The sequence below is a fragment of the Streptomyces sp. NPDC005533 genome, assembly GCF_042871845.1.
GTDB lineage: Bacteria > Actinomycetota > Actinomycetes > Streptomycetales > Streptomycetaceae > Streptomyces.
In genome coordinates, this window is the sequence record NZ_JBIAJH010000040.1 from 38785 (window position 1) to 59227 (window position 20443).

At 72.2% G+C, this 20443-nt stretch carries 19 protein-coding genes; 10 read left to right on the forward strand and 9 right to left on the reverse strand.

Features of this window, described 5'->3' with window-relative positions:
* The first annotated feature begins 26 nt into the window (after positions 1-26).
* Positions 27-962: a helix-turn-helix transcriptional regulator gene (locus ACFYP3_RS29925; protein WP_388839138.1), complete on the forward strand. Its 936-nt coding sequence runs from the start codon at positions 27-29 to the stop codon at positions 960-962.
* A gap of 252 nt (positions 963-1214) precedes the next feature.
* On the opposite strand, the gene ACFYP3_RS29930 is transcribed toward ACFYP3_RS29925, so the two are convergent.
* The 3 genes from ACFYP3_RS29930 to ACFYP3_RS29940 all read right to left on the reverse strand — a co-directional run bounded on the left by ACFYP3_RS29930 (position 1215) and on the right by ACFYP3_RS29940 (position 4953).
* Positions 1215-3320 carry a xanthine dehydrogenase family protein molybdopterin-binding subunit gene (locus ACFYP3_RS29930; RefSeq protein WP_388839141.1) on the reverse strand — a complete coding sequence of 702 codons (2106 nt, stop codon included), beginning with the start codon at positions 3318-3320 and terminating at the stop codon, positions 1215-1217.
* A 71-nt stretch (positions 3321-3391) separates the two neighbouring features.
* The gene (locus ACFYP3_RS29935) at positions 3392-4399 is read right to left on the reverse strand and encodes an FAD binding domain-containing protein (protein ID WP_388839144.1); all 1008 of its coding nucleotides are present in this window, start codon (positions 4397-4399) and stop codon (positions 3392-3394) included.
* Positions 4396-4953: a (2Fe-2S)-binding protein gene (locus tag ACFYP3_RS29940; RefSeq protein ID WP_388839147.1), complete on the reverse strand. Its 558-nt coding sequence runs from the start codon at positions 4951-4953 to the stop codon at positions 4396-4398. Before ACFYP3_RS29940 ends, ACFYP3_RS29935 begins: the two co-directional genes overlap by 4 nt.
* Positions 4954-5236: 283 nt before the next feature.
* Between ACFYP3_RS29940 and ACFYP3_RS29945 the strand changes: the two genes are divergently transcribed.
* Positions 5237-6601 carry an NAD(P)/FAD-dependent oxidoreductase gene (locus ACFYP3_RS29945; protein ID WP_388839150.1) on the forward strand — a complete coding sequence of 455 codons (1365 nt, stop codon included), beginning with the start codon at positions 5237-5239 and terminating at the stop codon, positions 6599-6601.
* A gap of 251 nt (positions 6602-6852) precedes the next feature.
* A complete protein-coding gene (locus ACFYP3_RS29950; protein ID WP_388839153.1) occupies positions 6853-7461 on the forward strand; it encodes an AraC family transcriptional regulator in 609 nt (202 codons plus the stop codon).
* Positions 7462-7525: 64 nt separating this feature from the next.
* Here the strand turns inward: ACFYP3_RS29950 and ACFYP3_RS29955 are convergent, their stop codons facing one another.
* Entirely contained in the window at positions 7526-9193 is a 1668-nt protein-coding gene (locus tag ACFYP3_RS29955; protein ID WP_388839156.1) for a protein kinase, read from the reverse strand.
* Between the two features lie 496 nt (positions 9194-9689).
* On the opposite strand from ACFYP3_RS29955, the gene ACFYP3_RS29960 reads away from it, so the two are divergent.
* Positions 9690-9860 (forward strand): chaplin, encoded by a 171-nt coding sequence (locus ACFYP3_RS29960; protein ID WP_388839186.1) that lies wholly within the window; start codon positions 9690-9692, stop codon positions 9858-9860.
* A gap of 145 nt (positions 9861-10005) precedes the next feature.
* Here ACFYP3_RS29960 and ACFYP3_RS29965 read toward each other — a convergent pair whose 3' ends face one another.
* The 3 genes from ACFYP3_RS29965 to ACFYP3_RS29975 all read right to left on the reverse strand — a co-directional run bounded on the left by ACFYP3_RS29965 (position 10006) and on the right by ACFYP3_RS29975 (position 13452).
* Entirely contained in the window at positions 10006-10299 is a 294-nt protein-coding gene (locus ACFYP3_RS29965) for a hypothetical protein (RefSeq protein ID WP_388839158.1), read from the reverse strand.
* A 440-nt stretch (positions 10300-10739) separates the two neighbouring features.
* Positions 10740-12767, reverse strand: a complete 2028-nt coding sequence (locus ACFYP3_RS29970) for a HelD family protein (RefSeq protein WP_388839161.1) — start codon at positions 12765-12767, stop codon at positions 10740-10742.
* Positions 12768-13110: 343 nt separating this feature from the next.
* Complete coding sequence (locus ACFYP3_RS29975; RefSeq protein WP_388839164.1) at positions 13111-13452, reverse strand: HopJ type III effector protein; 342 nt, start codon at positions 13450-13452, stop codon at positions 13111-13113.
* A gap of 297 nt (positions 13453-13749) precedes the next feature.
* Between ACFYP3_RS29975 and ligA the strand changes: the two genes are divergently transcribed.
* The 5 genes from ligA to ACFYP3_RS30000 all read left to right on the forward strand — a co-directional run bounded on the left by ligA (position 13750) and on the right by ACFYP3_RS30000 (position 17921).
* Positions 13750-15798, forward strand: coding sequence for an NAD-dependent DNA ligase LigA (gene ligA / locus ACFYP3_RS29980; protein WP_388839189.1), 2049 nt, complete (start codon positions 13750-13752; stop codon positions 15796-15798).
* A 257-nt stretch (positions 15799-16055) separates the two neighbouring features.
* On the forward strand, positions 16056-16889 hold the full coding sequence (locus ACFYP3_RS29985; RefSeq protein WP_388839192.1) for a PIG-L family deacetylase: 834 nt from the start codon (positions 16056-16058) through the stop codon (positions 16887-16889).
* Positions 16890-17036: 147 nt separating this feature from the next.
* On the forward strand, positions 17037-17246 hold the full coding sequence (locus ACFYP3_RS29990; RefSeq protein WP_388839167.1) for a hypothetical protein: 210 nt from the start codon (positions 17037-17039) through the stop codon (positions 17244-17246).
* A 44-nt stretch (positions 17247-17290) separates the two neighbouring features.
* The gene (locus ACFYP3_RS29995) at positions 17291-17527 is read left to right on the forward strand and encodes a hypothetical protein (RefSeq protein ID WP_388839170.1); all 237 of its coding nucleotides are present in this window, start codon (positions 17291-17293) and stop codon (positions 17525-17527) included.
* Between the two features lie 166 nt (positions 17528-17693).
* The gene (locus ACFYP3_RS30000) at positions 17694-17921 is read left to right on the forward strand and encodes a hypothetical protein (RefSeq protein ID WP_388839173.1); all 228 of its coding nucleotides are present in this window, start codon (positions 17694-17696) and stop codon (positions 17919-17921) included.
* 72 nt (positions 17922-17993) lie between these two features.
* Here ACFYP3_RS30000 and ACFYP3_RS30005 read toward each other — a convergent pair whose 3' ends face one another.
* Positions 17994-18560 (reverse strand): SixA phosphatase family protein, encoded by a 567-nt coding sequence (locus ACFYP3_RS30005; protein ID WP_388839175.1) that lies wholly within the window; start codon positions 18558-18560, stop codon positions 17994-17996.
* A 119-nt stretch (positions 18561-18679) separates the two neighbouring features.
* Positions 18680-18907 (reverse strand): DUF6480 family protein, encoded by a 228-nt coding sequence (locus ACFYP3_RS30010; protein ID WP_388839178.1) that lies wholly within the window; start codon positions 18905-18907, stop codon positions 18680-18682.
* A 743-nt stretch (positions 18908-19650) separates the two neighbouring features.
* On the opposite strand from ACFYP3_RS30010, the gene ACFYP3_RS30015 reads away from it, so the two are divergent.
* Positions 19651-20196 carry a type 1 glutamine amidotransferase domain-containing protein gene (locus ACFYP3_RS30015; protein ID WP_388839180.1) on the forward strand — a complete coding sequence of 182 codons (546 nt, stop codon included), beginning with the start codon at positions 19651-19653 and terminating at the stop codon, positions 20194-20196.
* Positions 20197-20443: the final 247 nt, after the last annotated feature.

The following is a 20443-nucleotide window of genomic DNA, read 5'->3' on the forward strand; positions in this document are numbered from 1 at the left end:
TCCACTGTCAGTGGATACTGGGCGGCATGCGCGCGAGCCGACTGGTCACCCTGCTCCTCCTGCTCCAGAACCGGGGACGGATGACGGCCCAGGAGCTGGCCGAGGAACTGGAGGTCTCCGTCCGTACGGTCTACCGGGACGTCGAGGCGCTCGGCGCCGCCGGGATCCCCCTGTACGGCGCGGCCGGACACGCGGGCGGCTACCGGCTGGTCGACGGCTACCGGACCCGGCTCACCGGACTGACCGCGGACGAGGCGCAGGCCGCGTTCCTCGCCGCACTCCCCGGCGCCGCCGCCGAGCTCGGCCTCGGCGAGGCGCTCGCCACCGCCCAGCTCAAGCTGCGGGCCGCCCTTCCGGCCGAGCTGCGAGAGCACGCCGGGCAGATCCAGGAGCGCTTCCTGCTCGACGCCCCCGGCTGGTACGGCGATGCCGACCGCACGCCTCACCTGGCCCCGGTCGCCGCCGCGGTGTGGGCACGGCGGGCGGTGCTCCTGCGGTACCGGCGCTGGCGGGCTCCGGAGGAGATCGAGCGGCGGGTGGAGCCTTACGGGCTCGTGCTCAAGGCCGGCCGCTGGTACCTGGTCGCGGGCGGGCCGTCCGGGATCCGCACCTACCGGATCGACCAGATCCTCGGACTCCGGCCGCTGGGGGAGCAGTTCGTCCTTCCTGACGGCTTCGACCTGGCCGGGTATTGGACCAGTCACCTGGCCGACTTCCGAGCGCGGCTGCACACGGCAGAGGCCCTGGTGCGGCTCACCCCGGAGGGCGCCCGCCGGCTCGGCGTGACGCCCACGCCCACGGGTGACGGATGGACGCAGGCCCGGGTGCCCATCGAGTCGATCGACCACGCCCACGGAGAGTTCCTGCGGATGGGCACCGACGTCGAGGTCATGGCACCGGCCGAGCTGCGCGACCGCATCGCCGAGACCGCACGGACCCTGGTGACCCGCTACGGGCGTTGACCCCGCGAGGGAGGACCCGGGCACGCCGGTCCCCATCGCCCGAGGCGCCCCGCATCGGCGACACGCTCCGGCAGGTCTTCCACACGGCCCGGACGCACGGGACCACCACCGCGGCCGCGGCCGTGGAACTCGCCGGCCGGCGGGTCCGCCAAGGAGCCTCGCCCGCGCCGTCGTGCGCCAGGCCGCACCCGTGAGCCCCTACCGGAGGATCCCCCGCGTGCCGGGGCCGGCTCCGCGGGCGGCCGGCCCTCCTCAGTCGAGAGCCGCCAGGACGCGGTCCGGGGTCAGCGGGAGTTCGCGGATGCGGCGGCCGGTCGCGTGGTGGAAGGCGTTGCCGATGGCCGCCGCCGTGCCGACGATGCCGATCTCGCCGATGCCCTTGCCGCCCATCGGGTTGAGGTGCTTGTCGTGCTCGTCCAGCCAGTGCACCTCGATGTCGGGCACGTCGGCGTGGGCGGGGACGTGGTAGGAGGCGAGGTCGTTCTCGGCGAAGTCCCCGAAAGCCGGGTCCATGGTGCTGTGTTCGGTGAGGGCCATGCCCAGGCCCATGACCATGCCGCCGACGAACTGCGAGCGGGCGGTGAGCGGATTGAGGATGTGGCCCGCGGCGAAGACGCCCAGCAGTCTGCGGACCCGGACCTCACCCGTGACGGTGTCGGCCTGCACCTCCGCGAAGTGGGCGCCGAACGCGTGCCGGGCGTACGGGGACTTCTGCTTGGCGGAGGCCGTCGTATCGGCGGGGACGGACACCCCGCCCTCCGGGATCGGCCCTGAGCGGCGGGCGAGCAGGGCGAGCAGGCTCGTACAGGCGTCGTGCACCGCCCAGCCCCAGGAGGCCGTCCCCGCCGAGCCGCCGGCCACCGTCCCCTGCGGCAGCGCGGAGTGCCCGATCTCCACCGTCACCCGGTCCAGGGCGACCTGCAGCGCGTCGGCGGCGATCTGCGCCAGGACGGTGCGGGCACCGGTGCCGAGGTCGGTGGCGTTGGTCTGCACGAGGTACGTCCCGTCGGGGAGGGCGTGCGCCCGCGCCGAGGAGGGGCCGACGTACACCGGGTACGTGGCGGACGCGACCCCGGTGCCGATCAGCAGCGGCCCGTCCCGGCGCGGACTGCGGTGCGCCGCCCAGTCGAAGCGGGCGGCCCCCTCGCGCAGGCACTCCACGAGATGGCGGCTGCTGAACGGGTGTCCGCTGTCGGGTTCCGCGTCGGGTTCGTTGCGGACGCGCAGCTCGACCGGGTCGATGCCGAGGGCGCAGGCCAGCTCGTCCATGGCCGACTCCAGGGCGTACATGCCGGGGCACTCGCCGGGCGCCCGCATCCAGGAGGGCGTGGGCACGTCGAGGGGCACGACGCGGTGAGTGGTGAGGAGGTCGGGCGCGGCGTACATGACGCGGGCCGGGACGGCGGCCTGTTCGACGAACTCCCGCACGCGGGAAGTGTGGGTGGTGACCTCGTGGGCGAGGGCGGTGAGCGTGCCGTCCGTACGGGCGCCCAGGCGCACGCGGTGCAGGGTCGGCGCGCGGTGACCCACGACGGCCGCGAGGTGGCGCCGGGGCAGGGCGAGGGTGACGGGGCGGCCGGTGTGCCGTGCGGCCATCACGGCGAGGACGACGTGCGGGCGCGGGGTGCCCTTGCAGCCGAAGGCGCCGCCGACGTGCTCGGAGACCACCGTGACGCTGTCGGCGGGCAGGTCGAAGAGGTCCGCCAGGGTGGAGCGCACCAATCCGGATCCCTGGCTGGAGTCGTACACCGTGAGGGTGCCGGCGTCGGCGTCCCAGTGGGCGGTGGCGGCGTGCGGCTCCATGGGGTGGTTGTGCAGGGGCGGTACGGCGTACGCGCAGTCGACGCGTACCGGGGCGGCGGCGAACGCGGCGGCCGCGTCGCCCTTCTCGCGGTGCGCCGGATAGCCGCCGTTGGCCAGTTCGGGGGTGTAGGCGGCGGGGTGGCCGGTGTGCAGCACGCTGTCGTGGGGCTCGGCGGCGTAGCGGACGCGGACGGCCGCGGCGGCGGCCCGGGCGGCCTCCGGGGTCTCGGCGACGACCAGGGCCACGTACCAGCCGCGGTGGGGCACTTCGAGGTCCTGGAGCACGCGGAGGGTGGGGTCGTCGGAGGGGCCCAGCCGGGGCGCGTCGGAGGGAGTGAGGACGGCGAGGACGCCGGGCAGCGCGAGCGCGCCGGCGGTGTCGACGGCGGTGACGCGTCCGCGGGGCTCGGTGGCGGGCACCGGCCATGCGTACGCCCGGTTCGGCAGGGCGTACTCGGCCGCGTAGCGGGCCCTTCCCGTGACCTTCTCCCGGCCCTCCAGGCGGGGGGTGGGGGTGCCGAGGGAGGGCGCCGGGGCGGCGGGGCTGGAGTCCATGGCGGTCCTCGCGATCGGGGGAGGGGCTTGAGGGGCTGGGGGGCTGGGGGGGCTGACGGGCTGAGGAACTTTCAGGAGCGGGAGCCGCCCGAGCGGGGACTTCCGGAGAGGGAGTTGAGCACGTCGCAGGCGAGGTTGCGGGCGAGGGGAACCTTGAAGGCGTTGTCGCGCAGTGGCTCCGCAGATTCGAGCTCGGCCTCGACGGCTTCCCGTACGGCGCTCTCCGTGGGGGCGGCGCCCAGCAGTCGTTCCTCGGCGGTGGTGGCGCGCCAGGGACGGTGGGCGAGCCCGCCGAAGGCGAGCGCGACATGGCGGACGCGCCCCCCGGAGATGTCGAACACGGCGGCGACGGAGGCGAGCGCGAAGGAATACGAGGCGCGGTCGCGGGCCTTGCGGTAGCGCGAAGGGAGGCCGGCGCACTCCGGCGGGAGGGTGACCGCCGTGAGGATCTCGCCGGGCTCGATGACGGTGTCCCGTTCGGGTTGGTCGCCCGGCAGCCGGTGGAAGGCGGTCGCGGGCACCGTACGGGCGCCGTCGGGCCCCTGGAGTTCGACGCCCGCGTCGAGCGCGACGAGTGCGACGGCCATGTCGGACGGGTGGGTGGCGATGCACCGCGGGGAGTGGCCGAGAACGGCGTGGTCCCGGTGGACTCCGTCGCGGGCGCCGCAGCCGGTGCCGGGCTCCCGCTTGTTGCAGGGCTTGGACAGGTCCTGGAAGTAGGGGCAGCGGGTGCGCTGGAGCAGGTTGCCGCCCGTGGTGGCGACATTGCGCAACTGGGTGGAGGCACCGGCCAGGAGCGACTGGGACAGGACGGGGTAGCGGGTGCGGACGAGGGGATGGAGCGCGAGATCGGTGTTCCGCACCCCGGACCCGATCCGCAGGCCGCCGTCCGGCGTCTCCTCGACGGAGTCGAGGGGCAGGCCGGTCAGGTCGACGAGGGTGTCGGGGGCCTCGACCCCGAGCTTCATGAGGTCCACGAGGTTGGTGCCGCCGCCGAGGTAGCGGGAGCCGGGCCGCGCGCCATGGGCGGCGATCGCCTCGGGGAGGCCGGTGGCGCGTACGTACGCGAACGGCTTCACGCGCCCACCCGCCCGTCACCGGGAGCCTGGTCCTGGACTCGGACCGGGGCAGCGGCCTGCGGCATCGCGGCCACGTCCCGTACGGCGTCCACGATGCGGGGGTACGCGCCGCAGCGGCACAGGTTGCCGCTCATGGCCTCGGCGATCCCGGAGCGGCTGAGGTCCGCGGCCCCGGGGTCGGCGGCCGCCTCGGCGAGCAGACCGGCGGCGGAGCAGAGCTGGCCGGGCGTGCAGTAGCCGCACTGGAAGGCGTCCCGTTCCATGAAGGCCTCCTGCAGCGGGTGCAGGCCGCCCGCTCCGTCGCCGCCCAGTCCCTCCACGGTGGTGACCCGCGCCCCGTCGTGGGCGACGGCGAGCAGCAGGCAGCTGTTGGCGCGCCGGCCGTCGACCAGCACGGTGCAGGAACCGCACTGGCCGTGGTCGCAGCCCTTCTTGGCGCCGGTCAGGCCGAGGTGCTCCCGCAACAGGTCCAGGAGGGTGACCCGGTGGTCCACGTCGAGCTCGTGTCGCCGACCGTTGACATGCAGCCCGACGCGGGAGCGGGTCTCCGGCATTGGATGCGCCACTGTTGCCCCTTTGTCCATGATTCTTGATATATCTCCCCTCGGGATAACCGGACTGGGCGGATCTCACACCTCCCGTGTGGGACAAGCGGGTGCGTGGCAGTGGCCCCGACCGCCGGACGTGTCCCACTTCCGCACCCCGGGGCGGCGCCGTTCAGGCCGTTCGGTGGCCATTCGGCCTCGCGGAGCCCTCCGTACCGGTTTCCGCGTGCATGGAACGGCATGCCGGGGAAGGTGTGTCGGGGACCCGTACACCCGAGAAGGGACGGACACCATGGCACGACCGAGGATCGTGGTCGTCGGCGCGGGCTTCGCCGGCGTCTCCTGCGTACGCCGCCTGGAGCGGACACTGTCACCCGAGGAGGCGGAGATCCTGCTGGTCACCCCGTTCTCCTACCAGCTCTACCTCCCCCTGCTGCCGCAGGTGGCCTCCGGGGTGCTCACCCCCCAGTCCGTGGCGGTGTCGCTGCGCCGCAGCCGCCGCCACCGGACCCGGATCGTGCCCGGCGGGGCCGTGGGCATCGACACCAAGGCCAAGGTCTGCGTCATCCGGAAGATCACCGGGGAGCTGGTGGACCAGCCGTACGACCACCTGGTCCTCGCGCCGGGGAGCGTGACCCGCACCTTCGACATCCCGGGCCTGGCGGACCACGGCCGCGGCATGAAGACGCTCGCCGAAGCGGCCCACCTGCGCGACCACGTGATCGCCCAGCTCGACCTGGCCGACGCCGCCGCACCCGGCTCGGCGGAACGGGCCTCACGGCTCGGCTTCGTCGTGGTGGGCGGCGGCTACGCGGGCACCGAGACGGCCGCCTCCCTGGAGCGGCTCACCACGAACGCCGTCGACCGCTACCCCCGGCTGGACCGGCGCGAGATCACCTGGCACCTCGTGGACGTGGCCCCCAAGCTGATGCCCGAGCTCGGCGACCGACTGGGCCGGGCAGCCCTCGACGTGCTGCGCCGCCGGGGCATCGAGGTCTCGCTCGGCGCCTCCGTCGCCAAGGCGGGCCCCGAGGACGTCACCCTCACCGACGGCCGCGTCCTGCCCTGCCGCACCCTCATCTGGACGGCCGGCGTCGCCGCGAGCCCGCTCATCGCCACGCTCGGCGCCGAGACCGCGAAGAGCGGCCGGCTCGTCGTCACCGCGGACCTGCGGGTGCCGGGGGCGGACGGCGCGTTCGCACTCGGGGACGCGGCCGCCGTGCCCGACCTCGCCGCCGGCGGCGACGGCAAGGTCTGCCCGCCCACCGCACAGCACGCCGAGCGCCAGGGCAGGGTCGCCGCAGACAACGTCGTCGCCACGCTGCGGGGCACACCGCTGCGCCGGTACGTCCACAAGGACCTCGGCCTGGTCGTGGACCTCGGCGGCCGCGACGGCGTCTCCCGGCCGCTCGGCATCGACCTGCGCGGGATGCCCGCCCAGGCCGTGGCCCGCGGCTACCACTGGGCGGCGCTGCGCACCGGGGCCGCGAAGACCCGGGTGATGACGAACTGGCTCCTGAACGCCGTGGCCGGAGACGACTTCGTCCGGACCGGCTTCCAGACGGACAAGCCGGGGACCCTGCGCGACTTCGAGTACACGGACCAGTACCTCACCCCGGAGGAGGTACGGGCCCGCACGGCCGCCCACGGAGGCTGACCGCCGCCGCCTTCCCCGCCGCACCCGTAGTCCTCGGCGACCGACGATCGCGCAGGTCGGACGGTCCCCGGCGCACCTGACCGACGGGCCCTACCCCGCCGCACTCGTGGGCGGGGCCGCCCGTTGCTCAGGACCGGAGCCTTGGGACACTGGCCGGGAAGCAGGCCACTGGCCGCTGATTGGGTCTCCCTCCGGAACGACGCGTCTGTGAGAGTGCCGGTCCGATCGTTTCCGTACGCAAGGGAGTCGTCATGCAGGTAGCAGTGGTCACCTTCGACGGATTCAACGAACTCGACAGCTTCATCGCTTCCGCGCTGATCAACCGCTGCCGCAAGGACGGCCTGGAAGCCTGGATCACCACCCCGACGCCCCGGGTCACCTCGATGAACGGCGTCGAAGTGACCGGGCAGCGCCCGATGGAGTTCGTGACCGAAGCCGACGTCGTGCTGATCGGCAGCGGGGTGAGGACGCGCGACGTCGTCGCCGACGACAGGCTGATCTCCAGGCTGTCCCTCGACCCCGCGCGCCAGCTCATCGGCTCCCAGTGCTCCGGCGCACTGGTCCTGGCCCGGCTCGGGCTGCTGACCGGCATGCCTGCCTGTACGGACCGGACCAGCCGGCCCTTCGTCGAAGCCTGCGACGTCACCGTGCTGGACGCCCCGTTCCACGCCGAGGGGAGCATCGCCACGGCAGGCGGGTGCATGGCGTCCCAGTACCTCGCCACATGGGTGATCACCCGCACGCTGGGGGAGCAGGCCGCGCGCGACGTCCTCGACTACGTGGCCCCGGTCGGCGAGAACCAGGAGACCGTCGAACGCGCCCTGCGTGCCGTCCCGGCGAGCGAGCCCGCACTGCACTGACGCCCCGCCGACAGCGCGCCGCGGCGAGCGAGCCGAGGGCGCCGTGCCGAACCCTGCGGCGGTCTCAGCAGCGGGCGAGTGTGCCGGCCTTCAGGGTGGATTTGTCGCCGGCCAGCCAGCCTTCGGTGCTCGTCCCCTCGATACGGGCGTAGATCCACTGGTTGCCGTGGGCATTGGTCACGTAGCAGTGGTAGTACACCTTCACGCCGGACTTGACCCCGGTCACATAGGAGCACTCCGCGTACGGGCCGGTGTAGAGGTGGGTTTCCTGCGCCGTGTGCCCCCAGCCGTCGCTGCGGTTCGCGTGGGCCCAGCCGGTGCACGCCGTCGACACCGGTGCGGGTGCCTTCACCGGGGGGCTGGTCGCCGGCTTCGGCGAGCCGGACGCCTTCGTGGCCGAGCCCCCGTTTCCGGGCGTCGGCGTGGGTCCCGTCTTCTCGTCCTTCTTCGAGGGAGTGGCGGACGTCCGGCCTCCCGGGGAGGCCGCGCCCTTCGACACGTCGCCGTCGCCGGCGGTGCTTGCCGTCGGAAGCGCCGTGTGCGACCGGCCGCCCGCTTCCCCCCGCCCGTCCATCAGGGCGTAGGCGACGCCGCCGCAGGTGAGGACGGTGGCGGCGGCCACCGCGACGACGGTGCGGGTGCGCCGGCCCCGTGCGCGGACCGCCGTGGCACGGGTCTCGGAACCGCTGCCGTGACCGTCGGGTACACCGGGGGCCGGGGCCGGCTGCGCGGCGCCCGGCTGCGGAGGGGCGCCGTAGGCGTCGGTCGGCGTGTAGGAGGCGACGGGCCGGGGGGCGGGCGGGGAGAACGGTGCGGTGGGGGGACCGAAGGCCGGCGGAGGGACGGGCTGGGGGGCCGGTGCCGGCGCGGGGTCCGCCGTCCTGCCCCCGGCCACCGCCTCCAGCATGTCGCGTGCCCGCCCTGCATCGGGCCGCCGCAGCGGGTCCTTGGCCATCAGCGCCTGGAGCACCGGGGTGAGCGGACCGGCGCGCCGGGGCTCCGGCAGCGGTTCGCCGACGATGGCCGCCAGCGTGGACCACACCGACGTACGGCGGAAGGGCGCAGAGCCCTCCACGGCCGCGTACAGCGTCATGCCGAGCGCCCAGATGTCCGACGCGGCACCCGGGTCCCGGCCTTGAGCGCGTTCCGGCGGCAAGTAGTCGAGGGAGCCGACGATCTGACCGCTCTGGGTCAGCTTGGCCAGGGCCTCGTCACCGGTGGTCTCCATGCTGGCGATGCCGAAGTCGGTGAGCACGACCCGGCCGCTGCGCTCGAGCAGCACGTTGCCGGGCTTGACGTCCCGGTGGAGGACCCCGGCCCGGTGCGCCGCGTCGAGCGCGTCCATCAGCTTGGCGCCGATCGCGGCCGCTTCCCGCGGGTCCAGCGGGCCGCGCTCCGCCAACACGTCGTCGAGGGAGGGCCCGTCGACCAGCTCCATGACGATGACCGGCAGTCCCTGCTCCTCGACCACGTCGTGCACGGTGACCACACCGCTGTGCCGGATACGGGCCGCGGCCTGTGCCTCCCGCTGCATCCTGACCCGCAGATCGGCCAGTTCGGCCGGGGAGGCGTCGGTGTAGGCCCGCAGGACCTTGACGGCGACCTCGCGGTTCAGCAGCTGGTCCACCGCCCGGGCGACCACGCCCATGCCACCGCGCCCGATCATCCCGGTCACGAGGTACCGCCCACCCAGAGCCTTGCCGACCAGCTCCGCGCCGTTCGCCCCCGTCACCCGTCACGCTCCGTTTCGTCGCCCTGTTGAAGATCGCGGGCACCAGCGTAGGGGTACACGTGCATGCGGGTTCGCACGGCCCGGCCTCGGCGCGCAGGCGCACCTCGTGGGAGGTCGGCGGCCCGGTCCTTCAACGGGCCGAAGGCGCAGTAGGTCACAGGATGCAGTCGCTCGCGAAGAGCACCGCACCGGCACTCCGCCGCTGAGCCGTCGGCGCGTCAGTCGGACGGCGGGAAGGGCCTTGGGAGCGGAGGGCCGTCGGGTCCGCCCTGCGCAGGTCGGCGTACGCGCGGCACCCGAACGGGTTGACCACCGTGTCCATACACCGGGTGGAGGGGTTGGAGAGGACAAGCGCCCGGCCAGGGCCTGTCTGCTCGGTCCACTGCCAGCGCCCGCTTTCGTTCACCGTTAGACGTACATCCTGAAGGAGACCCCAGTGAAGAAGACCACGGCCGTCATCACCGCTACCGGCGCGATCATCCTCGGCGCGGCGGGCATGGCTTCGGCCGACGCCGGTGCCCACGGTGCGGCCATCGGCTCGCCGGGTGTTGCCTCCGGGAACGTCGTTCAGGTCCCGATCCACGTTCCCGTCAACGTCTGCGGCAACACCGTCAACATCATCGCGCTGCTCAACCCGGCCTTCGGCAACACCTGCGTCAACGCCTGATCCGGCCCCAGCAGCGCACCGGGGAGCCTTGCCGTTTCCCCGCGTGACACGTGAGCGCGGCCCCGGCTTCCTCCCCGGTCGGCCGCGCTCACGCGCGTTCACCCCACGGGCGGCTCCTTCGGCCAGGAGCCGCCGGGCTGTGGAATCAGCCGTTCACGGCGTTGGACAGCAGTCCGGCGATCGCCACGAAGACGACGACCGCCGCGACACCGACCCCCAGCATGGCGGCCACCTTGCCGGCAGTCGGCAGCTGCGTCTTGGCGATCTTCACGTTGGTGACCATGCCCAGCGCGCCCAGCCCACCGCCGATCGCACCGCCTACGAAGAGCAGTCCCAGGGGGAGCACGGAGAGAACCACCTGCCACGGGGCGAGTCCCTCGAACAGCTTCTTCTTCTTGGCGAGCGGCGTGAGGGTGTCGGCCTGCGGCGACTTAGACACGGATGGTCCTTCCGATGCGCCCTACGTGCGCAGTCGATTCAGAGTGAGCGGGCGTGAGATGGTGCGCCCCACCGGATGGTGCCCGTGGGGCGTGTCGCCCGGGCGTTCGTGATCTTATCCACGCGCTGCCCTGGGGAAATGCGTCGCCTTGGCCTCTGTTCGGGCACGATCCGGACACTCTTGATCGACCAGATCCGTGAATTGCCGTCAATCCGGACGGATTCGTGCAACGGCGGGGTCGCTGGCGGATCGTCGGCGCGCCGGAGTGCGCCGACGAGATCGGCCCGCAGCGCACGGACCGTCAGGGCGGTTTCGTCGCCTCGGCTTCCGCAACTCGACGCTGCAGCGATACCCCCGGGCCCGCCACCGACCTTGGCTGAAGCCGACCGCACGGCCCGGCACGGCTCGGCTCGGCCTTCCCGCAGCGGCCGAGACCGCCGTCAGGCGGGCTGGACGGTGATGGTGCACAGGCGCTTGGTGGCCCGGGTCAGGGCCACGTACAAGTCCCGTTCCCCACCGGGGCGGGCCGTGATGATTTCCTCGGGCTCCATGACGACGACCCCGTCGAATTCCAGGCCGCGAGCTTCGGACGCCGGCACGATGCGTGCGTGGTGGGCGATGCCCCGGGCCGTCAGCTCGTGCACCCTGGTGTCCGCGCAGATCACTCCCAGAAGCTCGCCCGGGTGCGCGGTGCTCTGGGCGCGGAGTTCCGAGACGACGGCGGTGACCAACCCGTCCGAAGGCGTGGTCACGGTGCGAGGGCTCTCCCCGCTGCGCAGTGACCGTGTGGGCCTTTGGTCCGGAGCGATCCGCGTGAGCAGGCCCCGGACGCTCTCCAGGATCTCCTGCGTGGTGCGGTAGCTGACGGTCAGCTCGTGCAGGGTGAAGCGCGGTCCGACGTGGGGGCCCAGTGCCTCCTTCCAGTCGCGTGCCGTCGCGACCGGCCCTGCCTGGGCGAAGTCACCCACCAGCGTCATCGCCCTCGCCGGGCAGCGGCGGACGATCATTCGCCACTGCATGGCGGTCAGTTCCTGCGCCTCGTCGACGACGACGTGCCCGTACGTCCGCTCGGGGGGACCGTCGACCAGGCTCGCCGCCTCGTCCAGCAACGGCACGTCGGCGTCGGTCCACGGGGCCTCTGGACCGGACAGCAGGAGGGACCGCTCCTGCGGGGTCAGGCGGGGCAGGTGCTCGGCGAGGGCGCCCGCGTCCGTCAGCAGCGCCTTCACGAGGTCACCCGGTGCCAACCGCGGCCACAGCACCTCGACCGCCCGGTCGACGCCGGCGTCGCCGAGGAGATCGGCACGGAGGGCGTCCAGGTCCAACTCGTGGACCGGACCCGGGTCGGCCGCACCTTCGACACGGCGCTGGGCGACCCCGGTGAACCGGTCGAGGTTGAGGCCCGTCATCGCTTCGGTATCGGCGTCGATCTGCTCCAGGAGGTCGCCCATGTCCCGTTGCACCGCGTCGGTGACGGCGTCGATCAGGAGCTCCTTGAACACCTGGCGCGCGGGGTTGTGCCCCGGTACGGCTTTCACGGCGGCATCGCGTGCCGTGGCGACTTCCGCACCGCACAGGTGAAGCAGTTCCTGTCCGACCCGCACGGTGAAGTCTCCGGCGGGGGCCTGGTGGACGCGCAGCAGGCCGGCCAAGGCGTCGGCGAGGTCGGAACCGCCCTTGAGGCGCGCCGTATCGAAGGGCTCCACGGCGTCCGTGGACACTCCGGCCAGTTCCCGGCAGGTCGCCAGCACGACGTCGTTCTCTCCGAGCGAGGGAAGGACCTGGGAGATGTAGTCGAGGAACCGGGCGTTCGGGCCCACCACCAGGACACCCTCCTCCGCGGCGCGCGGGAACGCGTACAGGACGTAGGCCGCCCGGTGCAGGGCGACCACCGTCTTGCCGGTGCCGGGCCCGCCCTGCACCACGGTCACCCCGCGGTGGGTGGAGCGGACGATCTCGTCCTGCTCGGCCTGCAGCGTCGCGACGGCCGCGTGCATCCTGCCCGTACGCCGTGCCGACAGGGCCTCGGTCAACGGGCCGTCCCCCACGACGTCCCCGTCGGTCGGGGCGGTCCCGTCCAACAGCTCGTCGCTCACCGAGATGACCGTGCGCTGGGCGAGGCGCAGGTGCCGGCGCCGCCGCAGGCCCATCGGGTGGACTGGTGTCGCCTCGTAGAAGGGCCGCGCCGCGTGCGCGCGCCAGTCCACGAGCAGAGGCAGGTCGTCCTCCTGCGTGTGCAGTCCGATCCGCCCGATGCGCAGGGCCGTGCCGTCCGTCCGGTCGATGCGCCCGAAGACCAGCCCCTTTTCGGCGCCTTCCAGCCGGCTGATTTCCTTGGCCAGACGCGCGGCGGCGATTTCCCTCTCGTACGCCTCTTCGGCGCTTTCCGCCGGTTTCTTCAACACGGTCGCTCGGTGGGCTCGCGCCTCGGAAAGCCGCTCGGTGAGCAACTCGTATAACGAGGACACGTAATCCCGTTCGGATTCCACCGCACGCACAGCGGGGTCATTTGGTTTCGACAACAGGGGACTCCTTCGATTCGATCCACACCATAGGAGTAGATTTCCCTGAAGGTAAGTCTTGACTTACTCGCTGGGTCATGGCCCTGCGGTTGAATCCATGATGTGCGGCGGCCGGACACAGGGCGCATCACGCATTCCCCTGTTCCGGATATGAGAAATTGCGTTTCCGGTGTCCGTATGCCTTATGAAAGCCCGCCCTTGGACGGCGCCGATATGGTGCCGCGCTCGGGAAAGGGGGGGAGCCAGCCACGTCGAACACGGCGCAGGGTGCTCGCCCGGGTTTCGCCGTTCAGCTCTTGCGGGCCAGCGGTTGCCCGGCGAAGCTCACCCCTGCGAGGCCGTGGGCCATGAGGTTGCGGATGTTGCCGTGATCGGTGTCGATCGGCGTTGCCAGCACGCTGCGGTAGTGCTCACCGAACGCCTGCAGGGCCTCTTGGTCGCTCAGGCCTTCCAGCAGGGCCAGGCCCAGCGTCTTGCAGGATCCCTCGTTCTCCCCTGCGGCGTTCTCCACGTCTCCGTTGCGGAACGCCTGCGGCTGGTACTCGTAGTGCGCGGCGATGAAGGCCAGGGTGTCGGCGAACTGGTGCTCACCGGACGCGAGGCTGGCCCGGAGCGAGTTCAGATCCGTCATGTCGGTTCCCTCGGGTTGGACGGACGATCCGATTGCCGTCCGTGACCGGGGGACGATACCCCCCTAGAGGGCAGCCGGTGGGAATCGGGCCACATGTCGGAACGAGCGGCGTCTCCGCAGGTCACGACGTGCGTCCGGACGATCCGCCGAGAGCCGGTGCGGGCCGTGCGATCTCCCGCGAGGGCGGGGCCGATCAGTTGCCGGTGCCGTTCCCGTCCTGTGCCGCGGTGCGGCACGGGAGCCGACGGGGCATGGGGGCGGGGCCGGGCGACGGCGTTGTCAGTGGGGGGCAGGATGATGACGTTCATGACCGAAAACAGTGCCCTGCTCTCTCCGGCCGCCTACGTGCAGGCCGTCACCACCGCCGTGGCGGCCTCGGCCGCGTACTACGGCGACGGGACCACCCCGCTCGGTGACGACGAGTACGACGGTCTGCTGCGCGCCATCGCGGCCTACGAAGAGGCCCACCCGGACGAGGCGCTCGCAGAGTCGCCGACGGGGAAGGTCGCGGGTGGGGCCGTGCAGGGGGACGTGCCGCACTCGGTGCCGATGCTCTCCCTCGACAACGTCTTCGACGCCGACGAGCTCGCCGAGTGGGCCGCGGGCCTGGAACGGCGCCTGGGGCACCCTGTGGCCGGATGGTGCGTGGAGCCGAAGCTCGACGGCCTCGCGGTGGCCGCCCGGTACCGGGGCGGACGGCTCGTCCAGGTCCTCACCCGCGGCGACGGCCTGGCCGGCGAGGACATCACCCACGCCGCCGACGCCGTCCTCGGCCTGCCGACGGTTCTCACCCAGCCGGTCGACGTCGAGTTGCGCGGCGAAGTGCTGCTGACGACCGCGCAGTTCGAGGAAGCCAACCGGATCAGGCTCGCCCACGCGGCCACGCCGTTCGCGCACCCGCGCAGCGGGGCCGCCGGCACCTTGCGGGCCAAAGACCGCCCCTACCGGATCGAGTTGACCTTCTTCGCCTACGGCGCGATCGGTCTGGACGACCTCGGTCACCTCGCCCTCCTGGAGAACCTGGCCGCGCTCGGCGCGAACACGGCCGCCACCACGGCCGCCGCCCCGATGCGGTACGAGACCGTGGAACAGGTGCAGGAACGCATCGACGCGATCGCCGGCCTGCGAGCAGACCTGCCGTTCGGGATCGACGGTGTCGTCGTCAAGGCCGACACGGCCGAGGACCAGCGGCAGGCCGGCAACGGCTCGCGCGCCCCGAGGTGGGCGGTGGCCCGGAAACTGGCGGCCGAACACAAGGTGACGCGTCTGCTGGCGGTGGAGTGGAACGTCGGCCGGACCGGGATCATCGCCCCGCGCGCCGTCCTGGAGCCCGTGGTCATCGACGGGGTGACGGTGACCTACGCCACGCTTCACAATCCGTCCGACATCACCCGTCGCGGGCTCATGATCGGCGACCAGGTGTTCGTGTACCGCGCCGGCGACGTGATCCCCCGGGTCGAAGCACCGCTGGTCGACCAGCGCACCGGCGCCGAAAGCCCGATCGTCTTCCCCGAGGCGTGCCCCCGCTGTGGCGACGCGATCGACACCTCCGAGCAGCGGTGGCGGTGCGTGCGCGGCCGGAGCTGTCAGGCCGTGGCGTCGGTGATCTACGCGGCCGGCCGGGACCAGCTCGACATCGAAGGCCTCGGCGGCACGCGCGCGATCCAGCTGGTGGAGGCCGGTCTGGTCAAGGACGTCGCGGACCTGTTCACACTGACCCGCGAGCAGCTCCTCGGTCTGGAACGGATGGGCGAGACCAGCGCCGCCAACCTCCTGGCCGCGATCGAGACCGCCCGCGGAGCCGCGTTGAGCCGCGTGTTCTGTGCCCTCGGCGTCCGCGGCACCGGGCGCACGATGTCCCGCCGGATCGCCGCGCACTTCGGTTCGATGGCCGCGATCCGGGCCGCCGACGCGGACATGCTGGCCGGGGTCGACGGCATCGGCACCGAGAAGGCCCGCGTCATCGCGGCCGAACTCCTCGAACTCGCCCCGCTCCTCGACAAACTCCAGGCCCAGCAGGTCGGCACCCAGGTCACCGAGCCCCAGAAGCCCGCGACCGAGGCGAACGACGGCGAGGACGCGGCGGGCGGCCCGCTGGCCGGACAGGCCGTCGTGGTCACCGGCTCCATGACCGGCCCCCTCGCGGTGCTGTCCCGGAACGAGATGAACGAGCTGATCGAGCGGGCCGGCGGCAAGGCCTCGTCGTCGGTGTCCAAGCGCACCACCCTCCTGGTGGCGGGCGAGAAGGCCGGCTCCAAGCGCACCAAGGCCGAAGAACTGGGCATCCGCATCCTCGACCCCGAGGAATTCGCCGCCCTCGTCGCCGACCTCCTGCCCACCACCTGAAGCTCCACATGATCGAGGGGTACGCGCGTCACAACGGCCACGCCGACCTGCTCCGCGAGATGGTCGACGCCGGCACCGTGCCGTGCCGGGAACAGGCGGTCCCGTCGGCGCAGTTGCATCGACTGAGGGATCGGGGCCGCAGGTGGGGAACCGGGAGACCGCAGGTCGTCCGACCCACCAGAACCCGGGCCCTAGGGGATCGCGGCACGCCGCCGCGCACACGCACAGAGAAGTATTTCTGCAGGAGGATTGTTCACATGACTGACCGCCCCTTGACGCTCATGGCAGTGCACGCCCACCCCGACGACGAAGCCACCGGAACCGGAGGGGTCCTCGCGCGGTACGCCGCCGAAGGCATCCGCACGGTTCTCGTGACATGTACCGACGGCAGTTGCGGTGACGGACCGGGGGGTGTCAAGCCGGGCGACCCCGGGCACGATCCGGCTGCCGTGGCCTTGATGCGCCGTCAAGAACTCGAGGCGAGCTGCGAGGTTCTGAAGGTCAGCGATCTGGAGCTGCTGGACTACGCCGACTCCGGAATGATGGGCTGGCCCAGCAACGACGCCCCCGGATCCTTCTGGCAGACCCCCGTGGAGGAGGGCGCGGCCCGACTGGCGGAGCTCATGCGGCACTACCGGCCGGATGTGGTCGTCACCTACGACGAGAACGGCTTCTACGGCCACCCCGACCACATCCAGGCCCACCGCATCACGATGGCGGCGCTGGAGATGACCGCGCTGACCCCGAAGGTGTACTGGACGACGATGCCCCGCTCGGGGATGCAGCGGTTCGGCGAGATCATGCGCGAGTTCCACGAGGACATGCCGGAGCCGGATCCCGCCGAGGCCGCCGCGATGGCCGAGATCGGCCTCCCCGACGACGAGATCACCACGTGGGTGGACACCACCCCGTTCAGCGGACAGAAGTTCGACGCGCTGGCCGCGCACGCCAGTCAGGGCGAGAACATCTTCTTCCTCAGGATGGGCAAGGAGAGGTTCGGCGAGCTGATGGGCGTGGAGACCTTCCTACGGGTCAAGGACGCCACCGGCGCGGCCGTACCCGAGAACGACCTCTTCGCCGGACTGCGCTGATCCCGCCCGCCCCACCGGGGCCCCCGGGCCGTCGACGGCTCCCGGCGGGAGCGGTCGACGGCCATCGCTTCCGCCTCCACCGCCCCCGCTTCCGCCCGACACCGCACTGGACGTGCCGGACCGACAGGACAGCCGCACCCTGGAGGTATGGCCGACAGCGTGTACATCGTCGTCCACCCGCTCGCCGGAGACGGCCGGGCCGTCGTGGCGCACGTCCACGCGGAGGACCGGGCCCTGGGCGTCGCGCACAGCTTTGCCGGGGTGGTAGAGCTGCTCCGCGCAGCCGGCTTGTGGACGGCGGAGGGCCGGCCCCCGATCAGGTGGCTGGGCGGCGGCCCGGAGGAGTGGAGCGAGTGACTGTTCCGGATGCTCCGCCGGGGCGCCGGCGGCAGGCTGGAGCCATGGAACATGCGCCGATCCTCGTGCACCGGATATCCGCGTCGGGCGGCCGGCGGGTCGTGATCCGGATCCGCGGCGTCGACACGGTCCTCGGCATAGCGCACTCGGACGAGGACCTGATCGAGTTCCTGCGACGGCTCGACGTCCCCGATCCGGACGGTCTGGTCCTCGGCGACTCCGAGGTGATCGCCTGGCAGGGTGGCAAGCCCCACGTGTACGAGAAGGAGGCTGGGGTCTAGCCAGGTGCGCGTTGCGGCCCGCATCCCCTTCGCGCTCCATGAGCGTGTCGGTGACGGTGTGAAGCGCCCCTCCCGCCCGTGGGCGAGAGGGGGCGAGGTAGCGGATTCGCAGGCGACGGCGGGCGTCGATCGCGTACCGTGTGCGGTCTCCACGACAGGGGCCGGGATGACTGATGAACAGGGGCCGGACTGGGCCCGAGGACTCCTGGCCGTGGGGTTGCTCCTTCTCATCGTCGGAGCCTTCACCCTGTGGCCGCTGTGCATCGTCGGCTTCCTGATGATCCTGTTCGTAGGCGCGTCAACCGCCGGCCAGCGACGGGCCAGCGGCAAGCCCCCGGAGACGCTGCTACGGCCCGGAGACCGGCCCTGGCGGCGCGGCGACGACCAGGGTTAAGAGCTGCTGAGCCAGCACCGGCACCTTCGACAAGATCCCGGAGACCTTGGACACGGCGTCCAAGAGACGTGATCACTTGTCAGGCGGTTCCCGGTGGGCGGGTGCCCAGAACGCAGTCAGGTGACCATCGCGACCATCATCCGAGGTCAGGTCCTCCCACCGGCCCGGAAGGTCTACCACCACGACGCCTGATGTCGGGAGTTCCTCCCTCAGGCGTTCCAGCAGTTCCGGCGGGCCGGCCCCGCACAGCGACGTGGCCAGCTCGTGGATGCCCGTGTTGTGGCCGACCAGCATCACAGGGTTCATCCCCGTTCCCTGCTCCGCGAGCACGGCGGCCAACGCGTCCGGGGCCGCGTTGTAGAGCCTGTCGTCGTATACGGCGGGCGGCACGTCCGGCAGGGCCGGCGCGATCAGCTCCCATGTTTCCCGTGTCCTGCGGGCCGGGGAACACAGCACCAGGTGGGGCTCGAAGCCCGACTCGGCGAGCCAGCGGCCCGTCTCCGGCGCATCGGCTCGTCCGCGGTCGCTGAGGGACCGCTCGAAGTCCTCGGCCACGTGCTTGGGCACGGCCTTCGCATGGCGGACCAGCAGCAAGCGACACCCGGAGTGCGTCGAGCGTGGCGGGGGGCCTGAGGACATGATCATCTCCTTCACCTCAGGACGAATGGGCGAATGTACGACCACGTGCGCCTGCCCTTGTCTGGCCGCGTCAGACGGGGTGGTCTGGGGCGGGGCCGTCGGTACTGGTTCGGTACTGCTCAGAGGTCCAGCACGATGGCGTAGGCAAGGAAGAAGAGGGCGCAGACCAGGGACAGCAGGCAGATCAGCACGAGAGGACCCATGCCCCAGCCTCGGGTAAGGGGGCGGTACGGACCCGCGCCGGAGCCGGTGCTCGACTCGCCGGGCGGAGTCTCGCCCGGCGGTACGCCGCCACCGTACGGTCGGGGCGTGATCCGCGGGCTGGGGTGTGGAACAGGGGCTGACATGTCTGCCTCCTCACCGCGAAGGCCGGTCCCGCCCTTCCGGCGGGACGGCCGGGGCTGCCCGGCGCCTACCCGCCGCCCCGCGGCCCACTCCTCGGGGCCGTCCGATCAGACCCGGACCGGAGGCCGCCCAGGTCGCAGGTGGCAGCGGACCCCTTAGCCACGAGAAGTCCCGCGGCTCCGCGCCGTGCCACAGCCCTCGCACCTGCGCGGGCACCGGCGGATCGGACCGGGCGAGGCGGCGGCGCGGAACGATCGGCAGGGATGGCTGTGTGCGGGCGCCAACGAGAACCGGGGCGTCGGCACCACCGGGTGCGCTGCCTGCCGCTGCCAGTCGGAGAGCCAGGAGCTCAGCCTTCGGGCGTGACCATCTCGGCATGCGCCCGTATTCGCCGCGGCGCATGCGGTCTCCCACGCCGTCGGAGCGCCCGTGGAACTGCCGCGCGCCCGTGCGTATGCGGCCGGCGGCTCTTCACCGGCGTCGTCGACGACCAGGCGTGCGCCTCGACGGACGGAGCGCCTTTCGTGGACGACGTGTCGTCGCCTGCTCGTCGGACGGGCCCGTCGGGCGTCCGTGACGCTCGGAGGCGGATGTGCCGCGCTCCGGTTCAGGACCGCCCGGTGGGGAAGGCGCGGAGCGACCGAGTCGAACGCCGGGCGCGAGGCGGCGCGGCATCCGCCCGCTCCGGCGCGCCAACGGCGGTCCCTTGTAGATGACCGCCACCCCGACGAAGGGAATGAGAACCATGCGCATCGCGTTTCTGACCGCCCCGGAGGGTGTGGAAGAAGTCGAGCTCACCGCACCCTGGAAGGCCGTCGAGACGGCCGGCTGGATCCCGCAGCTCGTATCGACCGAGCCCGGACGCGTGCAGGCGTTCAACCACCTCGACAAGGCGAACACCTACCCCGTCGACCACCTGCTGGCCGGCGACACCTCGGACGCCTTCGACGCGCTCGTGCTGCCGGGCGGTGTCGCCAATCCGGACGCACTGCGCATGAACGAACGGGCCGTCGGCTTCGTCCGGAGCTTCTTCGATGCGGGCAAGCCCGTCGCGGCGATCTGCCACGCGCCCTGGACCCTGATCGAAGCCGACGTCGTACGCGGCCGGACGCTGACGTCGTGGCCCAGCCTTGCGACCGACATCCGCAACGCGGGAGCTACCTGGGTCGATGAGGAAGTCCAGGTGTGCCGTGCGGCTCCGGCGACGCTCATCACCAGCCGCAAGCCCGACGACCTTGACGCCTTCTGCACCACCCTCGTGAAGGAGTTCACCCTCGCGGCACAGGCGTGACGGCAAGGTGCCCGTGGTGTCGGCGGGCTGGCGCGCCATGATCCCGCGCGAGCCGCGGGTGCCGCGTGCCCACACCGCCTCCGCCCCGAGCGACTCCACTTCCCGGACCGGGCAGCCCCGAGCAGCTGCGGCACCGGCGAAACCGATCAAGCCAAGGAGATTCCCAATGATGCTGTCAAGCCGCAGTGACGGGCTCTTGAGAGCCGTCTCATGCCGCTGTGGCGGCGGGGATCGGAGCGGTCGCTTC

Coding starts and splice junctions, on each gene's coding strand:
- ACFYP3_RS30015 (WP_388839180.1), top strand. CDS start 19,651: ATGCGCATCGCGTTTCTGACCGCCCCGGAGGGTGTGGAAGAAGTCGAG.
- ACFYP3_RS29995 (WP_388839170.1), top strand. CDS start 17,291: ATGGAACATGCGCCGATCCTCGTGCACCGGATATCCGCGTCGGGCGGC.
- ligA (WP_388839189.1), top strand. CDS start 13,750: ATGACGTTCATGACCGAAAACAGTGCCCTGCTCTCTCCGGCCGCCTAC.
- ACFYP3_RS29985 (WP_388839192.1), top strand. CDS start 16,056: ATGACTGACCGCCCCTTGACGCTCATGGCAGTGCACGCCCACCCCGAC.
- ACFYP3_RS29960 (WP_388839186.1), top strand. CDS start 9,690: ATGGCTTCGGCCGACGCCGGTGCCCACGGTGCGGCCATCGGCTCGCCG.
- ACFYP3_RS29975 (WP_388839164.1), bottom strand. CDS start 13,452: ATGACGGATCTGAACTCGCTCCGGGCCAGCCTCGCGTCCGGTGAGCAC.
- ACFYP3_RS29925 (WP_388839138.1), top strand. CDS start 27: ATGCGCGCGAGCCGACTGGTCACCCTGCTCCTCCTGCTCCAGAACCGG.
- ACFYP3_RS29945 (WP_388839150.1), top strand. CDS start 5,237: ATGGCACGACCGAGGATCGTGGTCGTCGGCGCGGGCTTCGCCGGCGTC.
- ACFYP3_RS30010 (WP_388839178.1), bottom strand. CDS start 18,907: ATGTCAGCCCCTGTTCCACACCCCAGCCCGCGGATCACGCCCCGACCG.
- ACFYP3_RS30000 (WP_388839173.1), top strand. CDS start 17,694: ATGACTGATGAACAGGGGCCGGACTGGGCCCGAGGACTCCTGGCCGTG.
- ACFYP3_RS29940 (WP_388839147.1), bottom strand. CDS start 4,953: ATGCCGGAGACCCGCTCCCGCGTCGGGCTGCATGTCAACGGTCGGCGA.
- ACFYP3_RS29930 (WP_388839141.1), bottom strand. CDS start 3,320: ATGGACTCCAGCCCCGCCGCCCCGGCGCCCTCCCTCGGCACCCCCACC.
- ACFYP3_RS30005 (WP_388839175.1), bottom strand. CDS start 18,560: ATGTCCTCAGGCCCCCCGCCACGCTCGACGCACTCCGGGTGTCGCTTG.
- ACFYP3_RS29990 (WP_388839167.1), top strand. CDS start 17,037: ATGGCCGACAGCGTGTACATCGTCGTCCACCCGCTCGCCGGAGACGGC.
- ACFYP3_RS29950 (WP_388839153.1), top strand. CDS start 6,853: ATGCAGGTAGCAGTGGTCACCTTCGACGGATTCAACGAACTCGACAGC.